This is a genomic window from Lacibacter sp., assembly GCF_035299325.1.
GTDB lineage: Bacteria > Bacteroidota > Bacteroidia > Chitinophagales > Chitinophagaceae > Lacibacter.
Genome location: NZ_DATGWT010000008.1, coordinates 1 through 24,128, shown reverse-complemented (window position 1 = coordinate 24,128; position 24,128 = coordinate 1). Strand labels below are relative to the sequence as shown.

Annotated in this window: 18 protein-coding genes, 1 tRNA gene and 1 pseudogene; 5 read left to right on the top strand and 15 right to left on the bottom strand. The window is 40.7% G+C overall.

What is annotated here, in order from left to right; translation table 11 throughout:
• Nucleotides 1–140: 140 nt before the first annotated feature.
• From VK159_RS06785 to VK159_RS06770, 4 genes are all read right to left on the bottom strand, one after another.
• Nucleotides 141–1,997: a glycoside hydrolase family 13 protein gene (locus VK159_RS06785; RefSeq protein WP_324229375.1), complete on the bottom strand. Its 1,857-nt coding sequence runs from the start codon at nt 1,995–1,997 to the stop codon at nt 141–143.
• A gap of 35 nt (nt 1,998–2,032) precedes the next feature.
• Nucleotides 2,033–3,340 (bottom strand): MFS transporter, encoded by a 1,308-nt coding sequence (locus VK159_RS06780; protein ID WP_324229374.1) that lies wholly within the window; start codon nt 3,338–3,340, stop codon nt 2,033–2,035.
• Nucleotides 3,341–3,513: 173 nt separating this feature from the next.
• A complete protein-coding gene (locus VK159_RS06775) occupies nt 3,514–4,800 on the bottom strand; it encodes a glucose-1-phosphate adenylyltransferase (protein ID WP_324229373.1) in 1,287 nt (428 codons plus the stop codon).
• Nucleotides 4,801–4,835: 35 nt separating this feature from the next.
• Nucleotides 4,836–6,251: a glycogen/starch synthase gene (locus VK159_RS06770; RefSeq protein WP_324229372.1), complete on the bottom strand. Its 1,416-nt coding sequence runs from the start codon at nt 6,249–6,251 to the stop codon at nt 4,836–4,838.
• Between the two features lie 133 nt (nt 6,252–6,384).
• Between VK159_RS06770 and VK159_RS06765 the strand changes: the two genes are divergently transcribed.
• Nucleotides 6,385–7,833 (top strand): MFS transporter, encoded by a 1,449-nt coding sequence (locus VK159_RS06765; RefSeq protein WP_324229371.1) that lies wholly within the window; start codon nt 6,385–6,387, stop codon nt 7,831–7,833.
• A 41-nt stretch (nt 7,834–7,874) separates the two neighbouring features.
• Nucleotides 7,875–8,834 (top strand): ROK family protein, encoded by a 960-nt coding sequence (locus tag VK159_RS06760; protein WP_324229370.1) that lies wholly within the window; start codon nt 7,875–7,877, stop codon nt 8,832–8,834.
• Nucleotides 8,835–8,909: 75 nt separating this feature from the next.
• Here the strand turns inward: VK159_RS06760 and VK159_RS06755 are convergent, their stop codons facing one another.
• The 7 genes from VK159_RS06755 to VK159_RS06725 form a co-directional block, all read right to left on the bottom strand.
• Nucleotides 8,910–9,935, bottom strand: coding sequence for a dipeptide epimerase (locus VK159_RS06755; RefSeq protein WP_324229369.1), 1,026 nt, complete (start codon nt 9,933–9,935; stop codon nt 8,910–8,912).
• 174 nt (nt 9,936–10,109) lie between these two features.
• The gene (locus VK159_RS06750) at nt 10,110–12,800 is read right to left on the bottom strand and encodes a 4-alpha-glucanotransferase (protein ID WP_324229368.1); all 2,691 of its coding nucleotides are present in this window, start codon (nt 12,798–12,800) and stop codon (nt 10,110–10,112) included.
• Nucleotides 12,801–12,911: 111 nt separating this feature from the next.
• Nucleotides 12,912–15,863 carry a S9 family peptidase gene (locus VK159_RS06745; RefSeq protein ID WP_324229367.1) on the bottom strand — a complete coding sequence of 984 codons (2,952 nt, stop codon included), beginning with the start codon at nt 15,861–15,863 and terminating at the stop codon, nt 12,912–12,914.
• Nucleotides 15,864–15,974: 111 nt separating this feature from the next.
• Nucleotides 15,975–16,062: transfer RNA gene (locus tag VK159_RS06740), tRNA-Ser, on the bottom strand.
• Nucleotides 16,063–16,115: 53 nt separating this feature from the next.
• Nucleotides 16,116–16,673 (bottom strand): NADPH-dependent FMN reductase, encoded by a 558-nt coding sequence (locus VK159_RS06735; protein ID WP_324229366.1) that lies wholly within the window; start codon nt 16,671–16,673, stop codon nt 16,116–16,118.
• 126 nt (nt 16,674–16,799) lie between these two features.
• Nucleotides 16,800–17,255 (bottom strand): VOC family protein, encoded by a 456-nt coding sequence (locus VK159_RS06730; RefSeq protein WP_324229365.1) that lies wholly within the window; start codon nt 17,253–17,255, stop codon nt 16,800–16,802.
• 11 nt (nt 17,256–17,266) lie between these two features.
• Complete coding sequence (locus VK159_RS06725) at nt 17,267–17,728, bottom strand: DoxX family protein (RefSeq protein ID WP_324229364.1); 462 nt, start codon at nt 17,726–17,728, stop codon at nt 17,267–17,269.
• 196 nt (nt 17,729–17,924) lie between these two features.
• Here VK159_RS06725 and VK159_RS06720 point away from each other — a divergent pair, with 196 nt between their 5' ends.
• Nucleotides 17,925–18,560, top strand: coding sequence for a hypothetical protein (locus VK159_RS06720; protein WP_324229363.1), 636 nt, complete (start codon nt 17,925–17,927; stop codon nt 18,558–18,560).
• Here the strand turns inward: VK159_RS06720 and VK159_RS06715 are convergent.
• The gene (locus tag VK159_RS06715) at nt 18,557–19,165 is read right to left on the bottom strand and encodes a Crp/Fnr family transcriptional regulator (protein ID WP_324229362.1); all 609 of its coding nucleotides are present in this window, start codon (nt 19,163–19,165) and stop codon (nt 18,557–18,559) included. The genes VK159_RS06720 and VK159_RS06715 overlap by 4 nt on opposite strands.
• Nucleotides 19,166–19,254: 89 nt before the next feature.
• Nucleotides 19,255–21,372: an endonuclease MutS2 gene (locus tag VK159_RS06710; protein WP_414672819.1), complete on the bottom strand. Its 2,118-nt coding sequence runs from the start codon at nt 21,370–21,372 to the stop codon at nt 19,255–19,257.
• Nucleotides 21,373–21,561: 189 nt separating this feature from the next.
• On the opposite strand from VK159_RS06710, the gene VK159_RS06705 reads away from it, so the two are divergent.
• A complete protein-coding gene (locus VK159_RS06705) occupies nt 21,562–22,140 on the top strand; it encodes a DUF1684 domain-containing protein (RefSeq protein WP_324229360.1) in 579 nt (192 codons plus the stop codon).
• Here the strand turns inward: VK159_RS06705 and VK159_RS06700 are convergent, their stop codons facing one another.
• Complete coding sequence (locus VK159_RS06700) at nt 22,141–22,794, bottom strand: hypothetical protein (RefSeq protein ID WP_324229359.1); 654 nt, start codon at nt 22,792–22,794, stop codon at nt 22,141–22,143. It lies immediately after the preceding gene.
• 268 nt (nt 22,795–23,062) lie between these two features.
• Here VK159_RS06700 and msrA point away from each other — a divergent pair, with 268 nt between their 5' ends.
• Nucleotides 23,063–23,659, top strand: a complete 597-nt coding sequence (gene msrA, locus VK159_RS06695; protein ID WP_324229358.1) for a peptide-methionine (S)-S-oxide reductase MsrA — start codon at nt 23,063–23,065, stop codon at nt 23,657–23,659.
• A gap of 118 nt (nt 23,660–23,777) precedes the next feature.
• On the opposite strand, the pseudogene VK159_RS06690 reads toward msrA, so the two are convergent.
• Nucleotides 23,778–24,128: pseudogene (locus VK159_RS06690) on the bottom strand (ABC transporter substrate-binding protein); the annotation flags it as partial.

Genomic DNA, 24,128 nt, shown 5'->3' with positions numbered 1-24,128 from the left:
TAGCTGGATAAAGCCTGTTAAAAGCGCTCAAACAGGCATCTGCAGGCCATCATCTCCCCTCAGAACCGGATAGATACAGGCCCCTGCACAACGCAGAGGCCCATGTAAATAACAGACAATTTTCGAAATTTCAGGCACGATTACTTCAACTCCAATACCAAATTCGATACCGGCATTAACTGCAGGTTCTTTTCTAACCGGAACTCAACACCTGCTGCTATATCAACTGCAGTTTGAAATCCCTTGATGCGTTCCATGAATCGGTTGATATCAATTGTTTTTGGTTCAGCATTGGTGTTCATAATACACATCACTGTTTGCTTTGCATCATAACGGAAGTATACATATACCCCATCAATAGGCAGAAACTGCATCAATTTACCTGTTTTAAGTGCTGATGATGTTTTACGAAAGTTCGCCAGTCGTTTGATATAATTAAATATTCTGTTCTCTTTTTCTGTACGTCCTGCAGCAGTAAACTTATCAGCTATATCTCCCTCCCAGCCGCCGGGAAAATCCTGGCGAACATAGCCATCGTTGGGTGATGTTAACCCGGTCATTAAAATTTCATTGCCATAATACATTTGAGGAATTCCACGGAACGTAAGCATCCATGCAAAAGCCATTTTGTATTTGGCAGTATCTTCTCCAACTACAGAATAAAAACGTGGAAGATCATGATTATCTAAAAAGATCACCTGGCGCATTGGATCTTTATACAGAAAATCCTGTGCTGTTGTTGTATAGAGTTTGTTTACACCTTCTGTCCAACCAAATTTTTCATTACAAGCCGGTTGTATACCATAGAACAATGTCTGAAAATCAGTTGTCGCCTGTAAATTGCTTTTGTACTTATTGGTATAATTATTCTCACAAAAGAAACTTTGGTTGGGCACACCATGCACCCATGTTTCACCAAAGATGCTGATCCTGGGATACTCATCATACAATGCTTTGTTGCAACGGTTCATAAAAGCCAAATCGTTGTAAGCATAAGTATCAATCCTCCAGCCATCAATACCGTATTCTTCTACTGTCCATACAGCATGCTGAATTAAAAAGTTTGCAACAAAGGGATTACTCTGATCCCAATCGGGCATGGATGTTACAAACCATCCATCACTCATCATACGTTTGTCTTCTGTTGCTGCATAAGGATCAAACAACACCTGGTCTTTATAATTGGTTTGTGTAAACTTGGGCCAGCGATGAAACCATGTACTGTCAGGCTGATCTTTAAACAGGAAATGCTGAAGACCAAGATGATTGTACACGGCATCCTGTATCACCTTCAATCCTTTTGCATGCGCAGCTTTTATGAGTTGCTTATATGCTTCATCGCCACCTAAACGACGATCGACACGGTAATGATTTGTAAATGCATAACCATGTTCTGTACGTTCAGGCATATCATTTTCAATCACAGGATTTAACCACAATGCTGTCACACCAAGATCACTTAAGTAATCAAGTTTATTCTGAATACCTTTCAGATCACCACCATGCCGGTTAAATACTGTATCACGACGAAGTGTTTGATCGAGCATGCCCGGCACACGATCATTTGATGGATCGCCATTGCTGAAACGATCAGGCATGATGAGATACATCAGATCAGCTGAAGTGGCGCCATTGGCAAATAGTGATCCACGTCCCGGTCTTCTTTGCTGTAATGAGAATTCAAAATTCACGGCCTTTCCATCAGCTGATTTTGAACGGATACCAATGGTTCCGGGTTTTGCAGAAGCTGCAATGGTAACATCAAGTATCACATAATTCTTACTCTGAAATTTATTCACCTTTGTTAATGTAACACCGGGATAATTAATGGCAAAGCCTGAATGTTTTCCAACATCAGTACCATTGATCATCAATTGCAGTTTATTATACTTCATCCCCACCCACCAGTTAGCAGGATAAAGATTGTAGGAAGTTTGTGCAAATGAAAAAGTTACTGCCAGCAGCAGTAACTTGAAGGTTATAATTAATTGTTTCATATTATTATTTTTTCAGGAAGAATAGTACTGGTGAATCAGGATGCTGTTTTCTCCTGTTTGATGATAATTGCACCGGGATCATAAACATAGATCACACTTATAGCAGCACAAATCATAAAGATACCCGCCGTAAGCACTGCATACACAGGTTGATTATTATAAACATTCTTCACCATAGGACCGCCAATGATACCATTCAGTATTTGCGGCAACGTAATAAAGAAATTGAAGATACCCATGTAAATACCCATCTTGCCCGCAGGGATAGAACTCGAGAGAATTACATAAGGCATAGCCAGGATACTGGCCCACGCAATACCCACACAGATCATGGAGAAGATGAGGAATTCTTTATTGGGTGCAAAGAAGATCGAGATCAAACCAATACCACCAATGATTAACGACAATGCATGTGTTTGCTTACGTCCGATCTTACGGGCAATAAACGGCAGACATAGAGCATAAATAGCTGATACAAGATTATAGACACCAAAGATCACACCTGTCCAGCTTTGCGCTTTACGATACATATCAGAGCTCCTGTCTTCAATTGGCAAACCCATAATATGCGTAGCAATGGTATCTGTTGTAAACACCCACATGCCGAATAAGGCAAACCAACTGAAGAATTGTACAAGACCCAGTTGCTTCATTGTCTTTGGCATCTTTTTCAAATCAGTAAAGATGCTGGCAAGTCCTGTGTTATGCTCTTCAGATTTGCCATGATACATTTCATATTCAGCAGGTGGATATTCCTTTGTTTTAAATACAGTGATAAGAATACTGGTGATGAACACACCCGCTCCTATGTAAAAACCATATTTCACATTATCGGCCACTACTCCATCCGGCGCACTTTCTGATACACCAAAGTAAGCAAGTATTGCAGGCAACCATGACCCCAACACAGCACCAATACCAATCAAAAATGTTTGAACAGAAAAACCTGCGGTTCGTTGTGAATCGGGAAGATTATCAGCAACCAGTGCACGGAAAGGTTCCATTGATAGATTAAAACAGGCATCCATGATCATGAGAAAACCTGCGCCAATGATCACCAATGGAGCAATGGTTCCTAATATGCCTGCATTGGGCATTAAGGTTAATGCACCCGATGAAAGAATTGCACCTGCAAGAAAATAAGGTCTTCTGCGACCAAGCTTTGTCCAGGTTTTATCGCTGTAGTGACCAACGATGGGTTGCACAATTAAACCAACCACAGGTGCAGCCAACCAAAACCATGAAAGATGTTCAACATCTGCACCATAGTTGCGGAGAATGCCACTTGCATTTGAGTTTTGTAAAGCAAAGCCAAACTGAATTCCGAGAAACCCGAAACTCATATTGAATATCTGCCAAAAAGAGAGTCTGGGTTTGGGCACTAATCCCGTTGAGGATGGGCCCATGGAAGTACCTGCAGCCATAGCAATCAATGATCTTCTTCCCCCTGAAAGAAGATCATGTTTAGGTTCATAATCAATAGTAGTTATCCTGATCTTTTCACGGGGCGAAAAGGTTAGATCACAAATCCATCCGGTATAATTGCTCCTTTCTTGATCACCACAATGCCATCTTTCACGGTGTACAACGAATGATCAGTGTTAGGCAAATGTTGACCACCATTTATGCGCACATCATTACCGATGCGGCAGTTCTTGTCAATAATGGTATTCTTGATATAGCAACGTTCGCCAATACCAATTTTCGGAATACCACGTGAAGAAGCATGATTCATTTCTTCAAGTGTTTCAAAATAATCTCCACCCATCAGGTAACTGCTCACAACAGTGGTGCCATGCCCGATGCGTGTACGAATACCGATCACACTGTTTTCGATTCTGCTTGCAAGAATGATTGAACCTTCCGCAATAATTGTTTTCTCGAGTGTAGTACCGCTGATCTTAGCAGGTGGCAACATACGTGCACGTGTGTAAACAGGTTTCGTATTATCGAACAAATTGAAATCTGGAATCTCTTGTGTTAAAGCAAGATTTGCTTCGAAGAAAGAATAAATATTTCCGATGTCTGTCCAGTAACCATCATATTGATAGCTCACCACTTTGTATTTTTCAATCGACTTCGGCATGATTTCTTTACCAAAATCAGTTGCGTCTTTATATTCTTCCTGTAACAGATCGATCAATAATTGTTTATTGAAAATATAAATACCCATTGATGCCAGGTAGATACGCCCCATTTTACGCATCTCATCACCTGTATCACTCACCCACTCTCCCAATATTTCTTTTTTTGGTTTCTCAATGAATGATGTGATGGTGCTCTTATCATCTGCTTTCAAAATACCAAACTCAGGTGCTTCACGCTCAGCAACAGGAATTGTTGCAATGCTGATATCTGCACCACCCGCAACATGATCTTCGATCATTTGCTGAAAATCCATTTGGTATAACTGATCACCGGAAAGGATCAATACATAATCTGCTTCATGTTGCTGCACGTGACGGATACACTGGCGAACAGCATCTGCTGTGCCCTGGTACCAACCTGAATTATCAGGTGTTTGTTCTGCCGCAAGAATATCAACAAACGCACTGCTGAACATGCTGAAGTGATAAGTGTTCTTAATGTGTTTGTTAAGCGAGGCAGAGTTAAACTGTGTTAATACAAACATCCGGTTAATGCCGGAGTTGATACAGTTAGAAATGGGAATATCAACCAACCTGTATTTTCCTGCAATAGGCACTGCAGGTTTACTACGGCTTGCTGTTAACGGATATAAACGTGTGCCGGCACCACCACCAAGGATTACCGCCAATGTACTTTTTGCAGCTGATTTACTCATATAACTAATTTAAGTGTAAGGGTCTTGTTCTAAAATTATCGCAAACTTTGGTATAAAGCAAGATATTGTTGAACGCTGGATTCCCAGCTGAAATCGAGCTGCATCATTCGTTCACGTGCAGCTGTAAATTTTTCTTTGTTACTGTATAACTCACATGCACGCCACACGGCATTGCACACATCACCAACAGATGCATTATCAAACACCAATCCGTAACCATCCGGCAACAGAATGTCTTTCACAGTATCTTTTAACCCACCCGTATTACGAACCAAAGGCACAGTTCCGTAACGCATGGAATACATCTGGTTCAAACCACAGGGCTCAACACGGCTTGGCATCAACAGGAAATCGGCACCCGCATACATCAGGTGACTTAACCCTTCGTTATAGCCGATATAACAACTGTAATCGCCTTGCGAAATGGGCGACATGCCATTCAATTTTGCTTCAACATCAGGCTCACCACTTCCAAGAATAAGAAAGTTCATGCGCCTGCCTATGTAATAAAATGAATCGCCGATGACGCCGGGCAACAAGTCGGCAGCTTTCTCTCCTACCAACCGGCCAATGAAAACAAACAATGGCTTGTTCATATCAAGCCCGAATGTCTCGCATAGCTGTGCTTTATTTTTTGTTTTGCCTTCTTCTACTGTTGCAAGCGAATAATCGTGTTTGATGTATTTATCAGATTCGGGATTCCAAACATCTGTGTCAATACCGTTTAATATACCACTGCATTTGCCTTTCTCATACTCAAACAAAGCTTCAAGCCCATTGCTCATAAACTTAAGTTCCTCGAGATAGCTGTTGCTTACAGTTGTTACTTTGGTTGCACATTTAATGGCACTTGCCAAAGGGTTGATGCTTGTGCCCCACTCCAGCATACCTCGCTTCCATTCGTCATAGGGAGGAAGAAGAGTACTCTGCTCCCATGTCATCCAACCTTGGTATTGTGCATTATGAATGGTTAATACAGTTGGTATTGATGCTAATTGATTGTAACGGTAACAATGCTGCATCATAAACGGAATCAAGCCTGCATGATAGTCGTGCACATGCACTACATCCGGCTTAAACTGCCAGGAAGCGATCCAATCAACCACACATACCTGGAAAGCAGTGAAGCGTTGTACATCGTCGTCATAGCCGTAAATCTTATCTCTGTCGAGCAAGCCGTTTACATCAACTAAATAAAGACCAAAGCCAAGCACATTGGTTTTTTCTTTGATGATAGTATAATCGAAGAAGTAGTCACCAATATTTGTATAGCCCTTGTGCACCACATCCCATTCGTTATTCATGAGGAATTTGGTACGGTACATCGGCATCACCACTTTTGCCTGGTGACCTGCGTCTCGTTGGTATTTAGGAAGAGCACCAACCACATCGCCTAAACCGCCTGCTTTGGCAACCGGGTAACATTCGGCACTCACATGAAGAATTTCCATTGGCAAGAAATTATAACTATTTGTTGCCTTGAATATAGGAAGGACTTTTGCTTACACCAAAAAACAATAAATAATTTTTCGCAAAGCAAATTCTTTATACTTTCAGCCTTTACAAACAACTACTATTTGATTTATGTCTCAGCAAACAAAATGGTCTCAATTTGGGGTCCTGATCTCCGTATTCTTTTTCTGGGGATTTGTAGCAGCTTCAAATGACATCTTAATCCCCGTTTTTAAAGAAAAACTCAATCTTGAACAATGGCAATCGCAAATGGTATCATTTGCATTTTACGTTGCCTACACCGTTGGTTCTATTATCTATTTTTTGGTCTCCAAAGCAATGGGTGGTGATGTGTTGAATAAAATAGGTTACAAGAACGGTATCTCGATTGGTCTTATCATTTCAGCATTAGGAACACTTTTGTTCTATCCTGCTGCAGAAAATGCATCGTTTGGACTAATGATCACAGGTTTGTTTATTGTTGGTCTTGGTTTCTCTTTGCAACAAACAGCAGCCAACCCGCTTGCCATTGTAATGGGCGATCCTAAAACCGGTTCGCAACGCTTAAGTATGGCGGGTGGTATAAACAACTTTGGTACAACCATTGGACCATTGATCGTAAGTTTTGCAATTTTCGGTTCTGTAGGCGCTGCAAATGTTGCGAGTGTAGAGAGCATTAAAACACCATACTTGATATTAGGAGCTGCATTTCTCGTTGCAGCAGTGATATTCAGAATGTCATCTGTTCCTAACAAGATCGATCTTGATGCAGTTGCAAGCTCTGAAGCAGAAGACACATCAAAAGTGGTGCATAAGAAAAGCGTACTTCAATACCCACAATTGGTATTGGGTATGATCGGCATTTTTGTTTATGTTGGTGTTGAAGTTTCAACAGCGTCAAACCTTCCGGAATTTATGAAACAGCACCTGAATACTCCTACGGATCAGATAGCTCCTTATGTTTCGTTGTTCTGGGCAAGTTTAATGATCGGTCGCTGGACATCTGCAACAGGCGCTTTCGGAGTAAACAAAAGTACAGCACAGATACTTCGTTTCCTAATGCCCTACATTGCGTTCGGTGTGTTTCTTTTGGTAAATGCTATTGCACAACACGATCTTTCGAAATTCTATATCTACGCAGTTGTAATTATTTTTATGATCGCCGGTGATATCATGAGTAAAGGAAGTCCAGCCCGTTTACTCCTTATTTATTCGCTCATGGGCATTGCTGCTTTATTTATTGGCATGTTGGCCGATGGCATGTTGAGTGTGTATGCATTCATTAGTGTTGGCTTATTCTGCAGTACATTATGGCCTTGTATATTTACATTGGCAATTGCAGGACTTGGCAAACATACCAACGAAGGCGCAAGCTTTTTGATCATGATGATCATGGGTGGTGGTATCATCAGTCTTGTGCAAGGTGTTGTAGCTGATGACGCTATTCTTGGAATTCAATGGTCGTACCTGGTGGGTGTAGCATGTTTTGCTTATCTCGCCTTTTATGCCATCAAAGCCAAATCAATTTTAAAAGCACAAGGTATCGACTACGATAAACTTGAAAGTGGCGGCGGACATTAATGAATCGTAAAAATTTAATTGTTATAAACGAATAACGAACTATGATCAAAGATTATGCAGTAGGAATTGACATTGGCGGAACAAATACCAAATTCGGAATTGTTGACCGACATGGAATTATTCTTGAACAGGACCGTATACGTACGGATGCATATGAAAATGCAGAAGATTTCATTGAAGGATTGTATGGTAAGTTACGTTTAATGATTGCCAACCACGGCGGCAACGATTATTTTAAAGGAATTGGTGTGGGCGCACCGAATGGAAACTACTACACAGGCACCATTGAATATGCACCAAATCTTAAATGGAAAGGCATTATTCCGGTAGCTGACTTGATAGAGAAAAAGTTTGGGATCCCGACTAAACTTACCAACGATGCAAATGCTGCGGCGGTTGGCGAAATGATGTATGGCGTAGCCAAAGGCATGAAGCATTTCATTACTATTACATTGGGTACAGGCGTGGGAAGCGGCATTGTGATTGATGGTAAAATTGTTTTGGGCCATGATGGTTTTGCTGGTGAATTAGGACATACCGTGATTCGTCCCGGCGGACGTTTGCACAAAGGCACAGGTATACGTGGCTCATTGGAATCCTATGCATCTGCAACGGGTGTGCGAGAAACTGCGATTGAAATGCTGAGCGAAAATCCCGGCGCACCGAGTCTTTTACGCAACTACGCCATTGATGATTTAACGAGCGAAACCGTATTCAAATGCGCTGAACAAGGTGATGCTATCGCCAACCAGATTTTTGAATTTACCGGACAGATCTTAGGAGAAGCGTTAGCCAATTTTGTCATGTTCTCTTCGCCTGAAGCAATTGTTTTGTTTGGTGGATTAACAAAAGCAGGCGACCTGATATTGAATCCAACTGTTCAGGCGATGGAGGCGAATTTGATTCAAATATTTAAAAACAAAGTAAAGATCCTGTACAGCGATCTCAAGGAAGCAGATGCTGCGATTCTTGGTGCCAGCGCATTGGTTTGGGATGCTTAACTGACGTTTAAATCGAATAAAATAAAAAAGGAGCTATCTGGCTCCTTTTTTATTGATCGACCTGTTTATATAAGATCAAAAATCTTCGAGCAATTGAATACCTAACCCCGGTTTCTCACTCACGGCAACTTTTCCATGATCATACGTTAAACCGGTTGCAATATCTTCCGCCAATAACAACGGTCCATCCATATCAACATAGTCAACCAATGGCGCAAGATGTGCTATGGCTGCTGAACCAATTGTTGATTCATTCATACAACCGATCATGATCTTCATCTCCAGTTCTCTTGCTTTATCGATCATTCGTTTTGCTGGTGTAATACCACTGCACTTTGTAAGTTTAATGTTGATGCCATGAAAATGATGTTGACATTTCTCCACATCAGCTTCAAATACGCATGCTTCGTCAGCGATCAACGGTAACGGCGATTCGTTATACAATACTTTCATCCCTTCCCAATTATCTTTTGCAAGTGGCTGTTCAATAAACTCAACACCTAGATCTTTTAACTGCGGAATTTTCTCCAATGCTTCTTCCAAGGTCCAGCCGGCATTTGCATCAACACGAAAAACTGCATCGGTGTGTTTTCTTAATGCAGCTACCAGTTCAACATCACCTGGCACTCCTACTTTAATTTTATAAATGGGCCATGGCTTTTCATTCATCTTCTCCACCATCTTTTCTACTGTATCAATGCCGATAGTATAATCGCATATTGGTGCTTTGCTGTAATCTAAATTCCAGAGTTGATGCAAGGGCTTGTTTCTTAGTTTGCCATACATATCCCAACTGGCAATGTCCAATGCACAAACAAGAAAATTATTCTGTGGAAATAAATGATGTAGGTAATGCCAGTAACGTTCTGGGTCGGTATAAGCAAATTTCTCAACGAACATTTTTTTCCGTTCGAGATCTTCCACCATCTTATCAACCGGTAAATTGTAATAAGCAATAGCCGGTGCTTCGCCATAACCTTTTGCACCACGATGTTCAAGTTCAACAATTAATGCAGGCTGATGCGTTTTGGTTCCTTTGGAAATAGTAAACGGATAACGAAACGGAAGTTCTGTTTTTTTATAACGGACTTGTAAAGGCATCGAGAGAAAACTTTTAATAAGGTTGCAAGTTACAAGATAGAAGGCACACGGTTCAAGGCACAAGAAGAAAAGCAAAATCCAAAATACAAGGAACAAGAAAAACCAAGAACAATGGTACAAGGCACAAGGAATGTCACAATCTGCAATCGTCAATCTAACATCTGCAATTCACTTTTACCCTCTCCCACTCATCACAACAAGCTCTTTCAACTCTTCATTAAATTTTTCTTCGTGTAGCAGATCTTCAAGATTGATGTGCATCCTGTAACGCCAGTAATTCTTGGGATTAGCAGGCACATTAATACGTTCATCATGTGGATTCTCTCTACGCAGTTCGCCACTCATACCCAGCAATTCCTGTATCTGGAAAACACTCCACATGGCAGGCGACTGTAAATGCTGCGAAATTATTTTCTGTACGATCCATGGCTCACAATAGTAAGGTGCTTCGCCAAATTGCCCCAGTTCATGTGTGTAAAACTTTTGAGTCAGCATACGATCTTCTTCCCACCATCCACGTATCGTACTCATATCATGGGTACTTGGTGTAACAACACTCAGGTAAGGAGCTGTTGACGGATGAAAGAATTGCTTCGATGGATCTTTTGGCATCCGTTGAATTTCCAGACTAAGCATGCCGAGCTGATTCATTACATCAGGCACACAATCCGGCACCATGCCAAGATCTTCGCCACACACCAGCATATTTGTAGATCGTTTCAGGTAAGGCAATTTTGCCATTGCTTCTTTGCGCCAGAAATCATCCTGCCTGCGGTAAAAATAATTTACATACAGATCATCAAGATTATTTTTCGTTGCTGCATCAAGATAACGGAACGATGATGTTGAACTCATGCTGATGCGGAAATGAAACTGCTGCGATTGGCTGCCTTCCACTTCAAAGAAGATCACATTGCTGATGCAATCATACAAACCATGTTTTATCCAATCGTTATGATCGCTTGCTTCAAGCTTTGCAAAATGTGCTTCTACTTTTCGTTGCGTATTGAATTCCTCTTTCAATTCAAACTGACCATTACCCATATGATTGAGGTATGGCTTCAGCACTTCTGTATCACCGTTCATTAATTCACGTAACACATCATCATTAATAAAAGGACGGCAAAAACGTTGATAATCGAACTGTAAACCACGTGAACCAAACTCATTAATATGAATGGGAGTAGCAGGAACAAAGTATCCAAGTATACCTTCTACAGCATGCATTGGAATACTCCAGATGCGGAAGAAACCAAGAATGTGATCAATGCGGAATGCATCAAAGTAATTACTCATTTGCTCAAACCGCTGACGCCACCATTTGAAATCGTCCTGCGCCATGCGTTGCCAGTTGTAAGTAGGGAAACCCCAGTTCTGCCCCTTTACTGCAAAATCATCGGGAGGTGCACCGGCCTGCATGCTCATATTGTACAGTTCCGGTTCAACCCATGCATCGCAACTGTTACGGTAAATACCAATGGGAATATCTCCTTTCACCACAATGCCGTTTGCATGCGCATAAGCCGTTGCTGATTGCAACTGCAAATGCAAATGATATTGAATGAAGTAATAAAGAGCTATTTCATCGTAATGTTTTTTTGTAGGGTCAACAAACTCCTGGATAGCATGTTCATCATACACACTATGCGATTTCCATTGACTGAAATCAGGCGTTTTGTATTTATCACGCAAATAACTGAAAGCAGCATAAGGCACCAGCCAATGACGATTTAATTCAAAGAATTCAAAGAACAGCGCATCTTCATGCATTGCTTTCTTTTGTTCTGCATATAATTCTTTTACGGAAGCCCATTTTACTTTCATCACTGCTTCGTAATCGATATCGACTAATCCGTTCAGTTCTTTTTGTTTCTTCTTAAGGGATTTCACTACAGGATGATTGGCATTACCCGCAACTGCCTCAATATTGAGGTAGATGGGATGCAAGGCAAATGCAGAGATAGCTGCATAGGGATAAGAATCCATCCAGGTATGTGTGGCTGTTGTATCATTGATGGGCAGAATTTGAATAAGTTTCATATTCACTTTCTTCGACCAATCAACCAATGCTTTTATATCAGTAAACTCACCAACACCTAAACTCTTTTGTGTACGTAAACTGAAAACAGGAATGGCAACCCCCGTGCCTTTCCATGTATTATTGGGCAGCAGAGCAAATCCATCGTGTAATATGGTGATTTTCTTTCTGCCATAACTGTCGTAAAGAATACGGTTGTTACCGCTCTCAAATGAAACAAAGCTTTTTGTTTTTAAATTGAATACACCATACTTATACGCAACAGGAAAACTTTCTGTAGAAAAATTTAATCTGGCTGTCCACCAGTTATCTTCCATATGCATGAGCACAGGTTCTGTAGTACTCCATTTTGAGAGTGTATCATTACTGCCTGAGATAAACAGCACCTCGTCTTCTTTCAATAACGGTGCTTTTACTTTAAACACATGGGTTACTGCTTTAAACGATCTCGATTTCGCTTCTTTATGTTTCGGCAACAACACATTTTGGAATGGCTGTGTATAAAATGCATTTTCAAATTCACCTGCATGGTTCCATGTATCAATAAGTGTAAGTTCATCCACACCCAATTTCATTACCTCCACCACACGGTCGTTACCCCATTCAACAACATCGCCCCCATGATCGTTTTTGAGAATATAGTTATACTGAAGTTCGTTCTCGAAATCCTTTCCAAGATCAATACTCACTGTCCAGAATTCATCTGTTAAGTATTGCATGGGCAAAGCAGTAGCAGGATCGTTATTGCCAAGCGCCTCACAATTTCCCGAAACAAAGAGGCTTTGGCCATACTGCGTAAAAAAACGCAGATAGAATTGAATCTTCATAATCAACAATTGGGCGGTAAAATAGTGAAATTCTGAGGTTTATAGTCAAGAGATCAATAAAAAACCGGGATGTTTTTCATGACATCCCGGTTAGAAAACGTTTGCGGACAATTAAAAGGCCCTGTTCTCCAAATGATCAGGCAGTTTTAAACGGTCGATTCCGTTTTTCAGCCAATCGGGAGCTTCTTTGCCTTTGAGATGATGATCAAAAAATTCCATCATACGAACACTGTAATCTTTGCGGTTTTCCATTTTGGCCAACCCATGATTTTCACCTTTGTACTGCATCATGATCACCGGTTTTTTCAAACGGCGTAATGCATTGTAATATTCAATACCCTGTGTGAAATCAACCGCACCGTCTTTATCGTTATGTAACATCAGTAACGGTGTGTTCACTTTCTTAACATGATACACAGGTGAGTTGCGCAAATAAGAATCCCAGTTTTCCCATGGAGCACCACGGAAACGGCCTTGCGATGCTTCAAAGATGGACATGTTACCTCCGCCACTGTTCCAGTAAATAAGATCGTACATGCTCACCATATTGGTTAATGGTGCACCGGCAGCTGCAGCTTTAAACATATTTGTTTGGGTGATGAGGAAAGCTGTTTGGTAACCACCCCAGCTATGTCCATGAATACCGATCTTAGTTTCATCGATCACACCCGTTTGTATAGCCGCTTTGATTGCAGGCAACACACACCACACAGCACTCATACCCGGATCATCCATTTTATAAACAATATCCGGAATAAACACGGCGTATCCATTGCTGGTGTACATAGCAGGGTTCCAGCCCGTACCACTGAAACCGGGGTTGCTGTAGCTGTGTAATGTTTGTGATAGTTTTTCGTAATAATAAACCAGTGTTGGATACTTCTTCCCTTTTTCATAACCTGCAGGGAGGAACAATGCACCTTGCAGTGTATCGCCTTTATCTGAAACATAATTTACTAATTGTGTACCTGCACTCCATTTGTATTTTGAATAATCAGGCGCATTTTTTGTAAACTGTACAGGGCTTGCCAACTTTTCGTTTGCAGTAAAAAATTCTGTCGGCTTATTGAAATCTTCTTTTGAATACATAAACACATTGGCATTCTTTGCTTTTGCAAATGAACCAACAGCAGCATCTTCCCATAACAAAACAGTTGCACCCGGTTTTAATCCGTTTGTACCGGGATCGAGTGTAACAATCCCGCTTTTCTTTGTCCACTCTCCGTATATGCGGAAATAGTTTTTCTTCTTCAGATCAAATCCTTTTTCTTCTTCATCAATGGAGTAACGGTTGGTGTAACGTATTTGCTCTTTCTTTCCATTCAATGTAAGATTAACCGCACTGCTTCCGTTTGCAGCTACCTGCCAGATATCCCACAGATCACGGATGAGAACATATTTACTGTCGCTGCTCCATCCAATTACAGGAGTGAGCGGTTTTGTTACGTTATGATCATCCTCTGTGTTTACAAAACTCGTTGCAATTTTCTGTGTAATGTTGGTTGATGTGTTTGTTGCAAGATCATACACATAATAATGTCCATCTTCGCCATAGGTAAATTTCAAACCATCGGGTGAAGGACGTGGAGTTGAAGAGAATGAAGGACGATAAAATTTCTCTTTGAACTTTGTTTTAGCACCGGTTTTGAGATTGATGATGTAAAGATCCGAATAACTCTGTCCATCAAGATTCTGATCCAGTTCGTAGGCATCAATATCTTCTGCAACTGCAAAAAGCTGCTTGGGCATAATACTTAATGAACGTGTGTTGCCATCATTCAACCGTGTGAACTTATTGGTGGCCACATCAACCATTGCTACATAAGAAAAATTCTTATCCTGCATTTCCTGCACCTGCTGGCGGCTTTGCAAACGTTTATCCTGCCAATGCCAGATGGTCATATCAGGTTTTGTTGCATCGTTTGCAGGTTTTACTTCAGGCTTTCCTTTTGCTTCTGCTTTCTCCAATGCCCGTTTGAGATCAGCAACTGATTTAATACTGGTATCTGCTTTAATGCGAACCAGCACTAATGAATCTGGTTCTTTAACCGCCGGTTTTGATTTACCCGTTGTGTCGTCTTCCTTCTTAACAGGTTCTAACGCAGCAATACCAAAGAACAATCTGCTCAGGTCTTCACTCCAATATGGACGACGCATTGCACTGATGGTCATCTTTGCAGGAAAGTTGAGTGAATCTTTTTCAGGATCGTAGGTGAATGAAGCAGGTACTTGTGAAAGATTCTTTACTCCAAACACAATTCCTTTCTCTGTTTTATATTTCTCATCTTTTTTTAGTTTCAATACTGCAACCGCATCTTTTTCTGTATCCCATCCAAGAAACTTATAAGTTGTTTTATCATTATCGAGCACCGTTGTTTGGCGGCTGTTGATATTATAGAGATATAAACCATTACCGGTTTTGTTTGCAGCATCAATTGTGTAGGCCAACAGGTTGCCTGCTTTGTTAAAGCTGAATTCGCCTACATTACCAATATTGATGGCTTTCCCATTTGCAAGTTCAATAATTAAAAGATCACCACCTTGCGCATCTTCAGGTCTTGCACCAATGTTGCGTTCTTTTACAATTTTGATGGCAAGATGAGATGCTGTTTTGCCGTTCAGTACAAAACTACCAGCCCTTTCAAATTCAGTTTTTTTGTTATTGTTAAGATCGAGCAGGTACAGTTTTTCAAACAACTGTTTGCCTGGTGATTTTTCATTGGCTTTTACTTCTTTGAATTTGGGTGATTCTTTAAACACCAGCCATTTGCCATCTTCAGAAAAACTGAACTGCGGAAAACTGCTGAACCCGATGGGGAATTTTCTCTCCACCGTATCATTTAATTTCTTAACCACCAATTCTCCGTCGGTTTCTGCAGCAGTAATGGGATAAGCAGCCCATTTACCATCAGGCGAAAGTGTAACCTGGAAATTATTAATGGTACGCCAACCCGGAACATCTTTCCAGTCGATCGGTTTTGGCTCCATTGTTTCTTTTTTCGACTGGCTGAAGGCCACTGCACAAGGCAGCAACAGAAAGGCCAGTAATGCTTTTTTGATCATAGTTTGATGGTTAATGTGAAGAAGGCGAGAAAGATAATTACTTTTTGATGAACCGGAAGCTCATAAAATAGAAATAAAAAAGCTCAATAAAACTTTCGCTTTACTGAGCCTTGGCGGAGAGAGAGGGATTCGAACCCCCGGAAGCTTTCACTTCAACGGTTTTCAAGACCGCCGCATTCGACCGCTCTGCCATCTCTCCGGCGCAAAAGTAAGGTTACAAGTTTTCCAAGCCAAAATTTTTTAAAATAAAAACTAAGCTATCTGCAAATCATGAAGCAAACCTGCTTCAAAGCTCTGAACTTCTTCTGTAAGCTGCAGTTCAAGTAAAGGGTCTTTGATTCTAATATCAGTACAATTAAAGTTCTCATAGAAATCTCCCAACGAAAACATACCTGTAGGTTCACCACCCCATCTTGGCAGCAGCCCCTTCAGCAAGTGCAGATTGGCTGCACCGCCATTCAATCCTGATGAAGTACTCAACAGCAATACAGGTTTTTGCTGAAACACCTGCTGGTTAATACGGGAAAGCCAGTCGTATAGGTTTTTAAATCCTGCGGGAGGCAATCCGTTATGTTCAGGACAGGCAAGGATAAATCCATCGGCTTCAGAAAACCTATCATAGATTGTTTGTACAGCTGCAGGTATACCTGTTTGCTTTTCCGTTTCTTCATTATAAACGGGAAGTTCAATTTCTGAAAGAGACAATAAATTTACCGCCACATGTTTTAGTTTTTTTGCAGCATAAAGTAAGAGTATCTTATTGATCGAAACCTTTTTGTTACTTGCCGCAATTGCCAATACGTTTTTCATATATCATTTTTTTGATTAGAGTTCAAAATTGACTTGAACGGAGGCGGAATAAAATAATCCAGATTAAGAAAAAGGCCAGGTAGAAACCCGGCCACGACTATCAAAAAACAAAATACAGTGAACTACTTAGCTGGATGCAGCACTGATCCAATCCTCATAAGAGATAACGCCCAGTTCGGGCTTTGCTCTCCCATCGAGTATGCCAATAAATTCAAGCACATGACCATCGGGATCATTAAAGTATATTGACACTGCCGGCATCCATGCAAATACCATTGGCCGATCTGTTCCGTCATTTAAAAAATTATAACAGGATAGGTTTTTGCTTTTTAGAAAACGCACAGCATCATTTAGCACCCATTCCGGTTCACATTCAAATGCAAAATGGCGTGGCTTCACTTCAGCCTCGGGCATTTGCCAGATACCTAACATAAATTTCTGTGGTGCACCCACCCAGAAAAAGACGATGTTGCGTTTTTCATCTCTGTGACATTCTTCCAGCCCAAGAACGTTTGTATAAAATGTTGCTGAACGTTCCAGGTCACGTACATACAAATGCGTTTCAAATAAACCTTTGATCATAAACTATTCGTTTAAACATTACGAACAAGCGGGCTGTTCTTTGCTAAAAGGTAATCAATTGAATATTTTCCTGCTCCATCAACCAGGAGTAAAACTGCAAGACCAATTACCAGCAAATGATACTCAAAGCCTTCACCCTTTTGTGTTCCGTACCAGTTCATAAAAAAGCCATAGTCGAGATGTGCTGTAACGATCATACCTGAAAATAAAAAAATGATCGCTAATGCCAAAGGTCTTGCTGCAGCTCCGGCAATAAGCAGTAACGGTCCAAGAGACTGTAGCAGGATGACCAAAAAACCAACGATCCATGGAAGCCCCACCGTATCGGTAAAGTATTGCATACTTCCGCTAAAGCCGTAGCCGCCAAACCAACCAAACAGTAATTGAAGACCGTGCGGTAAAATAACCATACCTAGTGTAAGTCGGGCAATCAAACCTCTTGCATGATCACCGGATTGAAATAACCAATTCATTTTTTTCATTTTTTTAATTGCAAAAATGATGTGCACCCTTCCTTTAAAAAATAATGCAGTTTAAGTTTTTTCAAAAAAGATATCATCAACATCATCGGCAGTTTGTATTTCTTAATACAGTTTATTTTTCGCCAGGGTGTACAGGTAAAACTTTGCACACAATAATGATCATCATCACAACTAAACAAAGAAAGAAATGAGAACCTGTTTACTTTTTATACTTTTCATTCAGGTATGCAATCACCTATCGGCACAAGTTTATACAGCAGAAGCTATGCCCGGCAACCGTTACATATTCTATCAGCATCTTTTTCATCAGAAGTTCAAAGAAAACGGGAAGACCGGCATCGTACACATTGCGAACATCAGCAACTGGTATGAACATGATCCGGGTAAAGGAGGCATGAGTAATGAAATAATGAACCAGGCCTATATCAGTCTGCAGGCCGGGCGTAGTATTACATTTATGGGAGGAATATTCTATACAAATGTTACCGGCATCAGACCTGCAATTGCTGTGCAGTTTGCACATCGTTTTAAAAATGGACTGCTTGTTCTGGTACCACGGGCCGATGTAATAAATAGCGGAAGTGTTGTATTGATGGGAATGATTGAATATGAACCGCAGTTAACAAAGAAAACAAAATTATATTCTCGCTTGCAGTTCATGACTAACACAGGCCCCTATCACCATAACAGAAGTTATCAGCGTGCAAGAATAGGTATGAACGTAAAGAAATTCCAGGTGGGTGTCGGCGTTAACGTAAATGAATATGGCTATCCTGGAAAGTTGAAAATTAATACCGGCATATTTTTGCGGAGATTATTTTAGGTTTTTTGTCGTTTGCGTTCCCTTTCTTTTTCTACGATACGTCTTTTTATTGTACTCAAAAACTCAGGTGACATACCAAGATAAGAAGCAATATGCTTTTGTGAGATCTGTAAATCCATTTCAGGATATGCGTTTCTGAAAGCAACATAACGTTGCTCCGCATCAAGACTAAGTGACTGCAGCACACGCCTGTGAAAAGCGCCGTAAGCATTTTGAATGAGCAACCGAAAAAAGCGTTCCATTTTTGGCACAGCTTCATAAACTAATTGCAACTGGTCATGCGAAAATGAAAGCACCTCTGTTGTTTCGAGCGCTTCAGTAAACATGCTGGCCTTTGTTTGAGTAATAAAACTGGGAAAATCGCCGATCCACCATTTACTGATACCTAATTGAACGATATGTTCATGTCCGTTCGGTTCAATATAATAGACACGGGCGCTGCCTTTTGTGATGAAATTTGTAAACCGATTGACTTCTCCTTCGCTGTTCAAAAAATCACCTCGTTTAAAACGCCTTTCTGTGATATGCTCTAACACCAACTCTTCCTCGTCTTGTGTGAGGTTGATAAAGTTTTTAAAATTATCCAGCAGCAATTGGTGGCTCATATTCTAAAAATAAGAAAAGGTTTGAAATATGAATCAACCTCTGTAACAACAGTGTTACATAAACGAGATGGTTATCTTATTTGTAAGGTTTATGATTTCGTTTCTGTTTCTTCCACCTTATCCACCACAACCACTAAATCAGTTAAACTTACAGTGATAGGGATAGCACCCAGCTGCACAACGGCATTCTTACCACGCAGCTCTTTTACAATACCTACCTGGCGGTTCTTCATCATCTTCACTTTAACGCCCGGTTTGATCTCGCCGCCCACTTCTTTGAACTTTTCGTTGAGCTTTTTATCTTTCTTCTCCGCTACCTGTTTTTGCTTTTGATCAAACAGCAAGGCGCTGATCTGCTTCATTACTTCAGCTTTGTTATCGCTCCTCCTCCACTCCTGCACAATGGCTTTGAGCTTGCGATCCATATCCTTGAGGTAAGCAATACGGTCTTCGGTGATCTTATTCTGCTGCTTCAGCAATTCAACCTGTTGTTGATGTTTTTCTTTATTGAGCACCTGCTCCATTTCCTTTTTCAACCGCTCGTTTTCTTTCAGCAAACGATGCAGTTCTTTTTCTTTCTTTTCAATTTGACGGAGATCACTCTCTGCCGTATTCAACAATTTATCTAACCTGAAATGATCTTCATCCACCAATGCCCTTGCACGGTCGATCAATTGTTTGCTTAAGCCAATACGTTCTGCAATGGCAAACGTGTAAGAACTTCCTGGTTTGCCGAATATAAGTTTATACAAAGGCTGCAAGCTCTTTTCATCAAAACTCATGGCCCCGTTCACGATACCGGGTGTATGGTTAGCCATTACTTTCAAATTGAGATAGTGTGTTGTAACAATGCCAAGCGAATGTTTCTTCACCAACTCCTGTAAGATCACTTCAGCAAATGCACCACCAAGATTCGGATCACTACCACTACCTAACTCATCAATGAAAAATAAGGTTCGTCCATTTGCCGTTTCCATGAAGTGTTTCATGTGCAGCAAGTGACTGCTGTATGTACTCAAATCATATTCGATACTTTGCGTATCACCAATATGGATCATTACCTGTTTAAAAATGCCGAACTCACTATCAGGGTGCACCGGCACCAGCAAACCACTCTGCACCATCAATTGCATGAGGCCAACTGTTTTCATGGTAACCGTTTTACCACCGGCATTTGGTCCGGAGATCACCAATATCCTGCTCTTCTCATCAAGCCTGATATTAGTTGGTATAGTTGGCTTTTGATTTTTCTTATTGTACAACAGCAACAATGGATGATAGGCTTCTTTCAAATCAATGACTGCTTTATCAGTAAGCATTGGGAAATTCGCCTGCATGTCCACACCCAGCTTTGCTTTCGCTCTGATGAAATCGTATTCGCCTAAAATGCCGTGATATGTTGTAAGTAATGATGCATATACTGAAAGCTGTTCGGTCAATTGCCTGAGTATACGATATACTTCTCTGCGTTCTTCGTTCTCTAAACTGAAAATATCATTGTTGAGTTCAATGGTTTCTTCGGGTTCAACAAATACTGTTCTTCTTGTTTCACTTTCTCCATGTAAAATTCCTTTCACCTGTCGCTTCTGTTCTGCAAACAAAGCCACTACCCTTCTGCCACTTAAAAACGACTCTTCAATATCAGCCACATAACCTTGTTTCTGTAAACGCTTCAACACTTTTTCAAACTCCCGGCGTAATTCATTCCGTTTACGGTATAAACTCATACGAATATTACCCAACTCTTCACTCGCATCATCCTTTACCACACCACTATCATCCAGCACATCATTGATCAGCTCAAGAATTACTTTTTCATAGTAGGTTCCTTCAATCACTTGCGTTAATGCAGGATAAGCAAGCCTGCGTTCTGCATCAAACCAACGAAAAATACTTTGTGCATTAACAGCCAGTTTTCGGATCTGCACCAATTGTTCCTCCGTCAACACCGCTCCGGGGATCGATAATAATTTCAGTTCACGTGAAAGATTGAGAATATAATCGGTTGGGAAATATTGCCCCTGCTGCAGCAACAACATAAACTCATAACTCTGCTGCAGTTCCAGTTTTATATATTCCTTTCGTGTATGGATACGAAGCTCCTGTGCCTTGTTTTTTGCATACTCCGTTTTGCAATGCTCATGTAACAACGCCTTCACTTTGTCAAACTCCAACTGCACGAGGGCCGAATCGGGAAAAAATTTAATCACAGAAAAACCACTTTTTTGTTGCCGGCAAAGGTAATTCTATTCGGCGTTCCTTGCGTCGTATGCCGAAGCTTCGTTCGGCATCGAGACCAAAGCGTCTCGACTTGTATACAACAATTCCCATGGCAGTAACTAACTTTTATCCAGATTCCCGGCCGGTTTCTTAATTTGCCTCAAATAATGGCACTAATGAAGTTATGCTTACTGTTTCTTGTTTCCCTTCCCTCCTTTGCATCTGCACAAACCAGCTATGAAGATTCGCTGAACTTATTCTTGAAAAAATACGTGGCCGATCATGAAGTGGTAACAGGCGCCGATAAGCAAAAGATGAAATTTTACCCGGTGCAGCAGCAATACCGTATTACCGCTGTTTTTGAGCGAAAAGAAAACAGCCCATGGTTCCTGATGAGTACCTCAGGCAACACCAAACAACAATACCGTGTGTATGGAATCATCCGTTTCAATATTCATGACACAGCAGTTGCATTACACATTTATCAATCCCGCTCACTTATGAGTTCTGAAAAATACAAGGAACATTTATTTATTCCCTTCACCGATCTTACATCGGGCAGAGAAACCTATGGTGGAGGTCGTTATATTGATCTCACTATTTCTGACATCAGCAACAACACTTATGTGATCGATTTCAACAAAGCCTATAATCCCTATTGTGCTTATACAACAGGTTACAACTGTCCTATTCCACCAAAAGAAAACGATCTGGCTGTGGCAATTAAAGCCGGAGAAATGAATTACATAAAATAATCAGACTTTTACACGTCGGGTTACCAGGTGAAGATTTGCTTTTTTGTAGCGATCAACTATCAACACAACATATATTACATCCAATATAAAACAGAGAACACCCATCAATTGCAGAAACTGACTGTAACGTTTAAATAAAATAATGGTTGCAGCAACAGTGCCAAGCATTTTAAAGAAAGCAATGCCAAACGCCTGCCCTTTCAGATCCTGTTGTTGAAGGAACATTGCAATAAACATCCACGACATTAAAACATTCATTGTAAAAGCCGAATAGGTTATTGCCGTAGCACCAAAATCCAATTGAAAAAAATACAGCAACGAGAATGCTCCCAAAACAATGGATACCGCATATGGGTAAAAAAACTTTTGATACAACTTGTCCCATTGTTTCGCCCCGTACAACAGAAAGGCAGCAAAAATCAGCACATCAAATACGAACCATACCCGGTTTATCCACAACTGCAGATCTGATCCAGTATCATAAAACATAAAGGAGTACAGAAACTCCCAGGAAAGGTTAAAAGCCATGGCCACTGAGGGCATGCCGCATTGTTTATCTTTAAACGAACGGTAGATCACGAGAAGATAAACAACTGTCCAGGATAATCCCATGGTAGCAGCTACCAGCAGGGATAGCAGTTCGGTTGACTCCATACTTTGTAAATGCAGAGATTAATGTATCGGTGCTGAAAGATAAAAGATGCAAGCCAAAATTTAACACAAACGTTAAAGCATTTCTAAAATCATTAAATTGTCGTTTGTACTACAAGCTAAAGGAAACCTCTGGCACAATTTTACACGTACATTGCATGTTGCAAAAAACAAGAACGATATGTGGAGCAAATTACTTTTGAGCATTTTGACTGTAACCGGATCGTTTCAATTTTTTTCCTGTGTTACAAGTGAACCGAATAATAAAATTATGAGTGATAATTTATCAAGTGTTGCCTTTGCAGGAAGCACTGGCAATGAAGGAGCAGCTACTGATACCGCCACTTTTGGTGCCGGTTGTTTCTGGTGCGTGGAAGCGGTTTTTCAGCAAGTGGAAGGCGTGTTAAAAGTAACCAGCGGTTACTGCGGCGGACATGTTAAAAATCCAACGTATGAGCAGGTGAACACAAAAACCACAGGTCATGCAGAAGTTGCGCAGATCATCTTTGATCCAAAGAAAATTTCATTTGATGAGTTGCTGGAAATTTTCTGGCAAACGCATGATCCTACAACATTGAACCGCCAGGGGAATGATGTAGGCCCTCAATACCGCAGTGCAGTTTTTTATCACAATGCAGAACAAAAAGCTAAAGCTGAAAAATATAAAGAGGAATTAAACAAGAGTGGTGCTTTCAGCGCTCCTATTGTTACAACTGTTGAAGCTTACAAAAACTACAGCGAAGCGGAGAACTATCATCAGAATTATTACAACCTTAATAAGAACTCAAATCCTTATTGCTACTATGTGATCAAACCCAAGCTGGATAAGTTTGATAAAGTGTTTAAAGACAAAAAGCGGAAGAACTAAGGCACACGGTGCAAGGCGCAAGAGAAAACCCAAAATCCAATATCCAAAAAACAAGAACGAACTACAATAAGCAACTCAGAACTTAGAACTTCAGAACTCAAAACTTAAGCACTATAAACTACTTGAGTTTAACTCGTCTTAATTCCAGCCAATTTAATGCATTGGGTTTAAATCCTTTTACAGTTGGTTGCACAAGATGAATCACCATATCATACCACAACGGAACAACAGGTGCATCGTTCATCAGCATCTGATCCATTTGTTGGTATAGTTTATAACGGATAGAATCGTTTGGTTCTCTTGTTGATTGTTCATACAACGCATCATACGCTGCATTTTTATATCGGGTATAATTGGGCGGCGCAGGATTTTTTCCATAGAACACACTCAAATAATTTTCAGCATCAGGGTAATCAGCAATCCAGCTTGCACGGAAAAACAATGCTTCGCTTTTTGAAGTTTGTGTAAG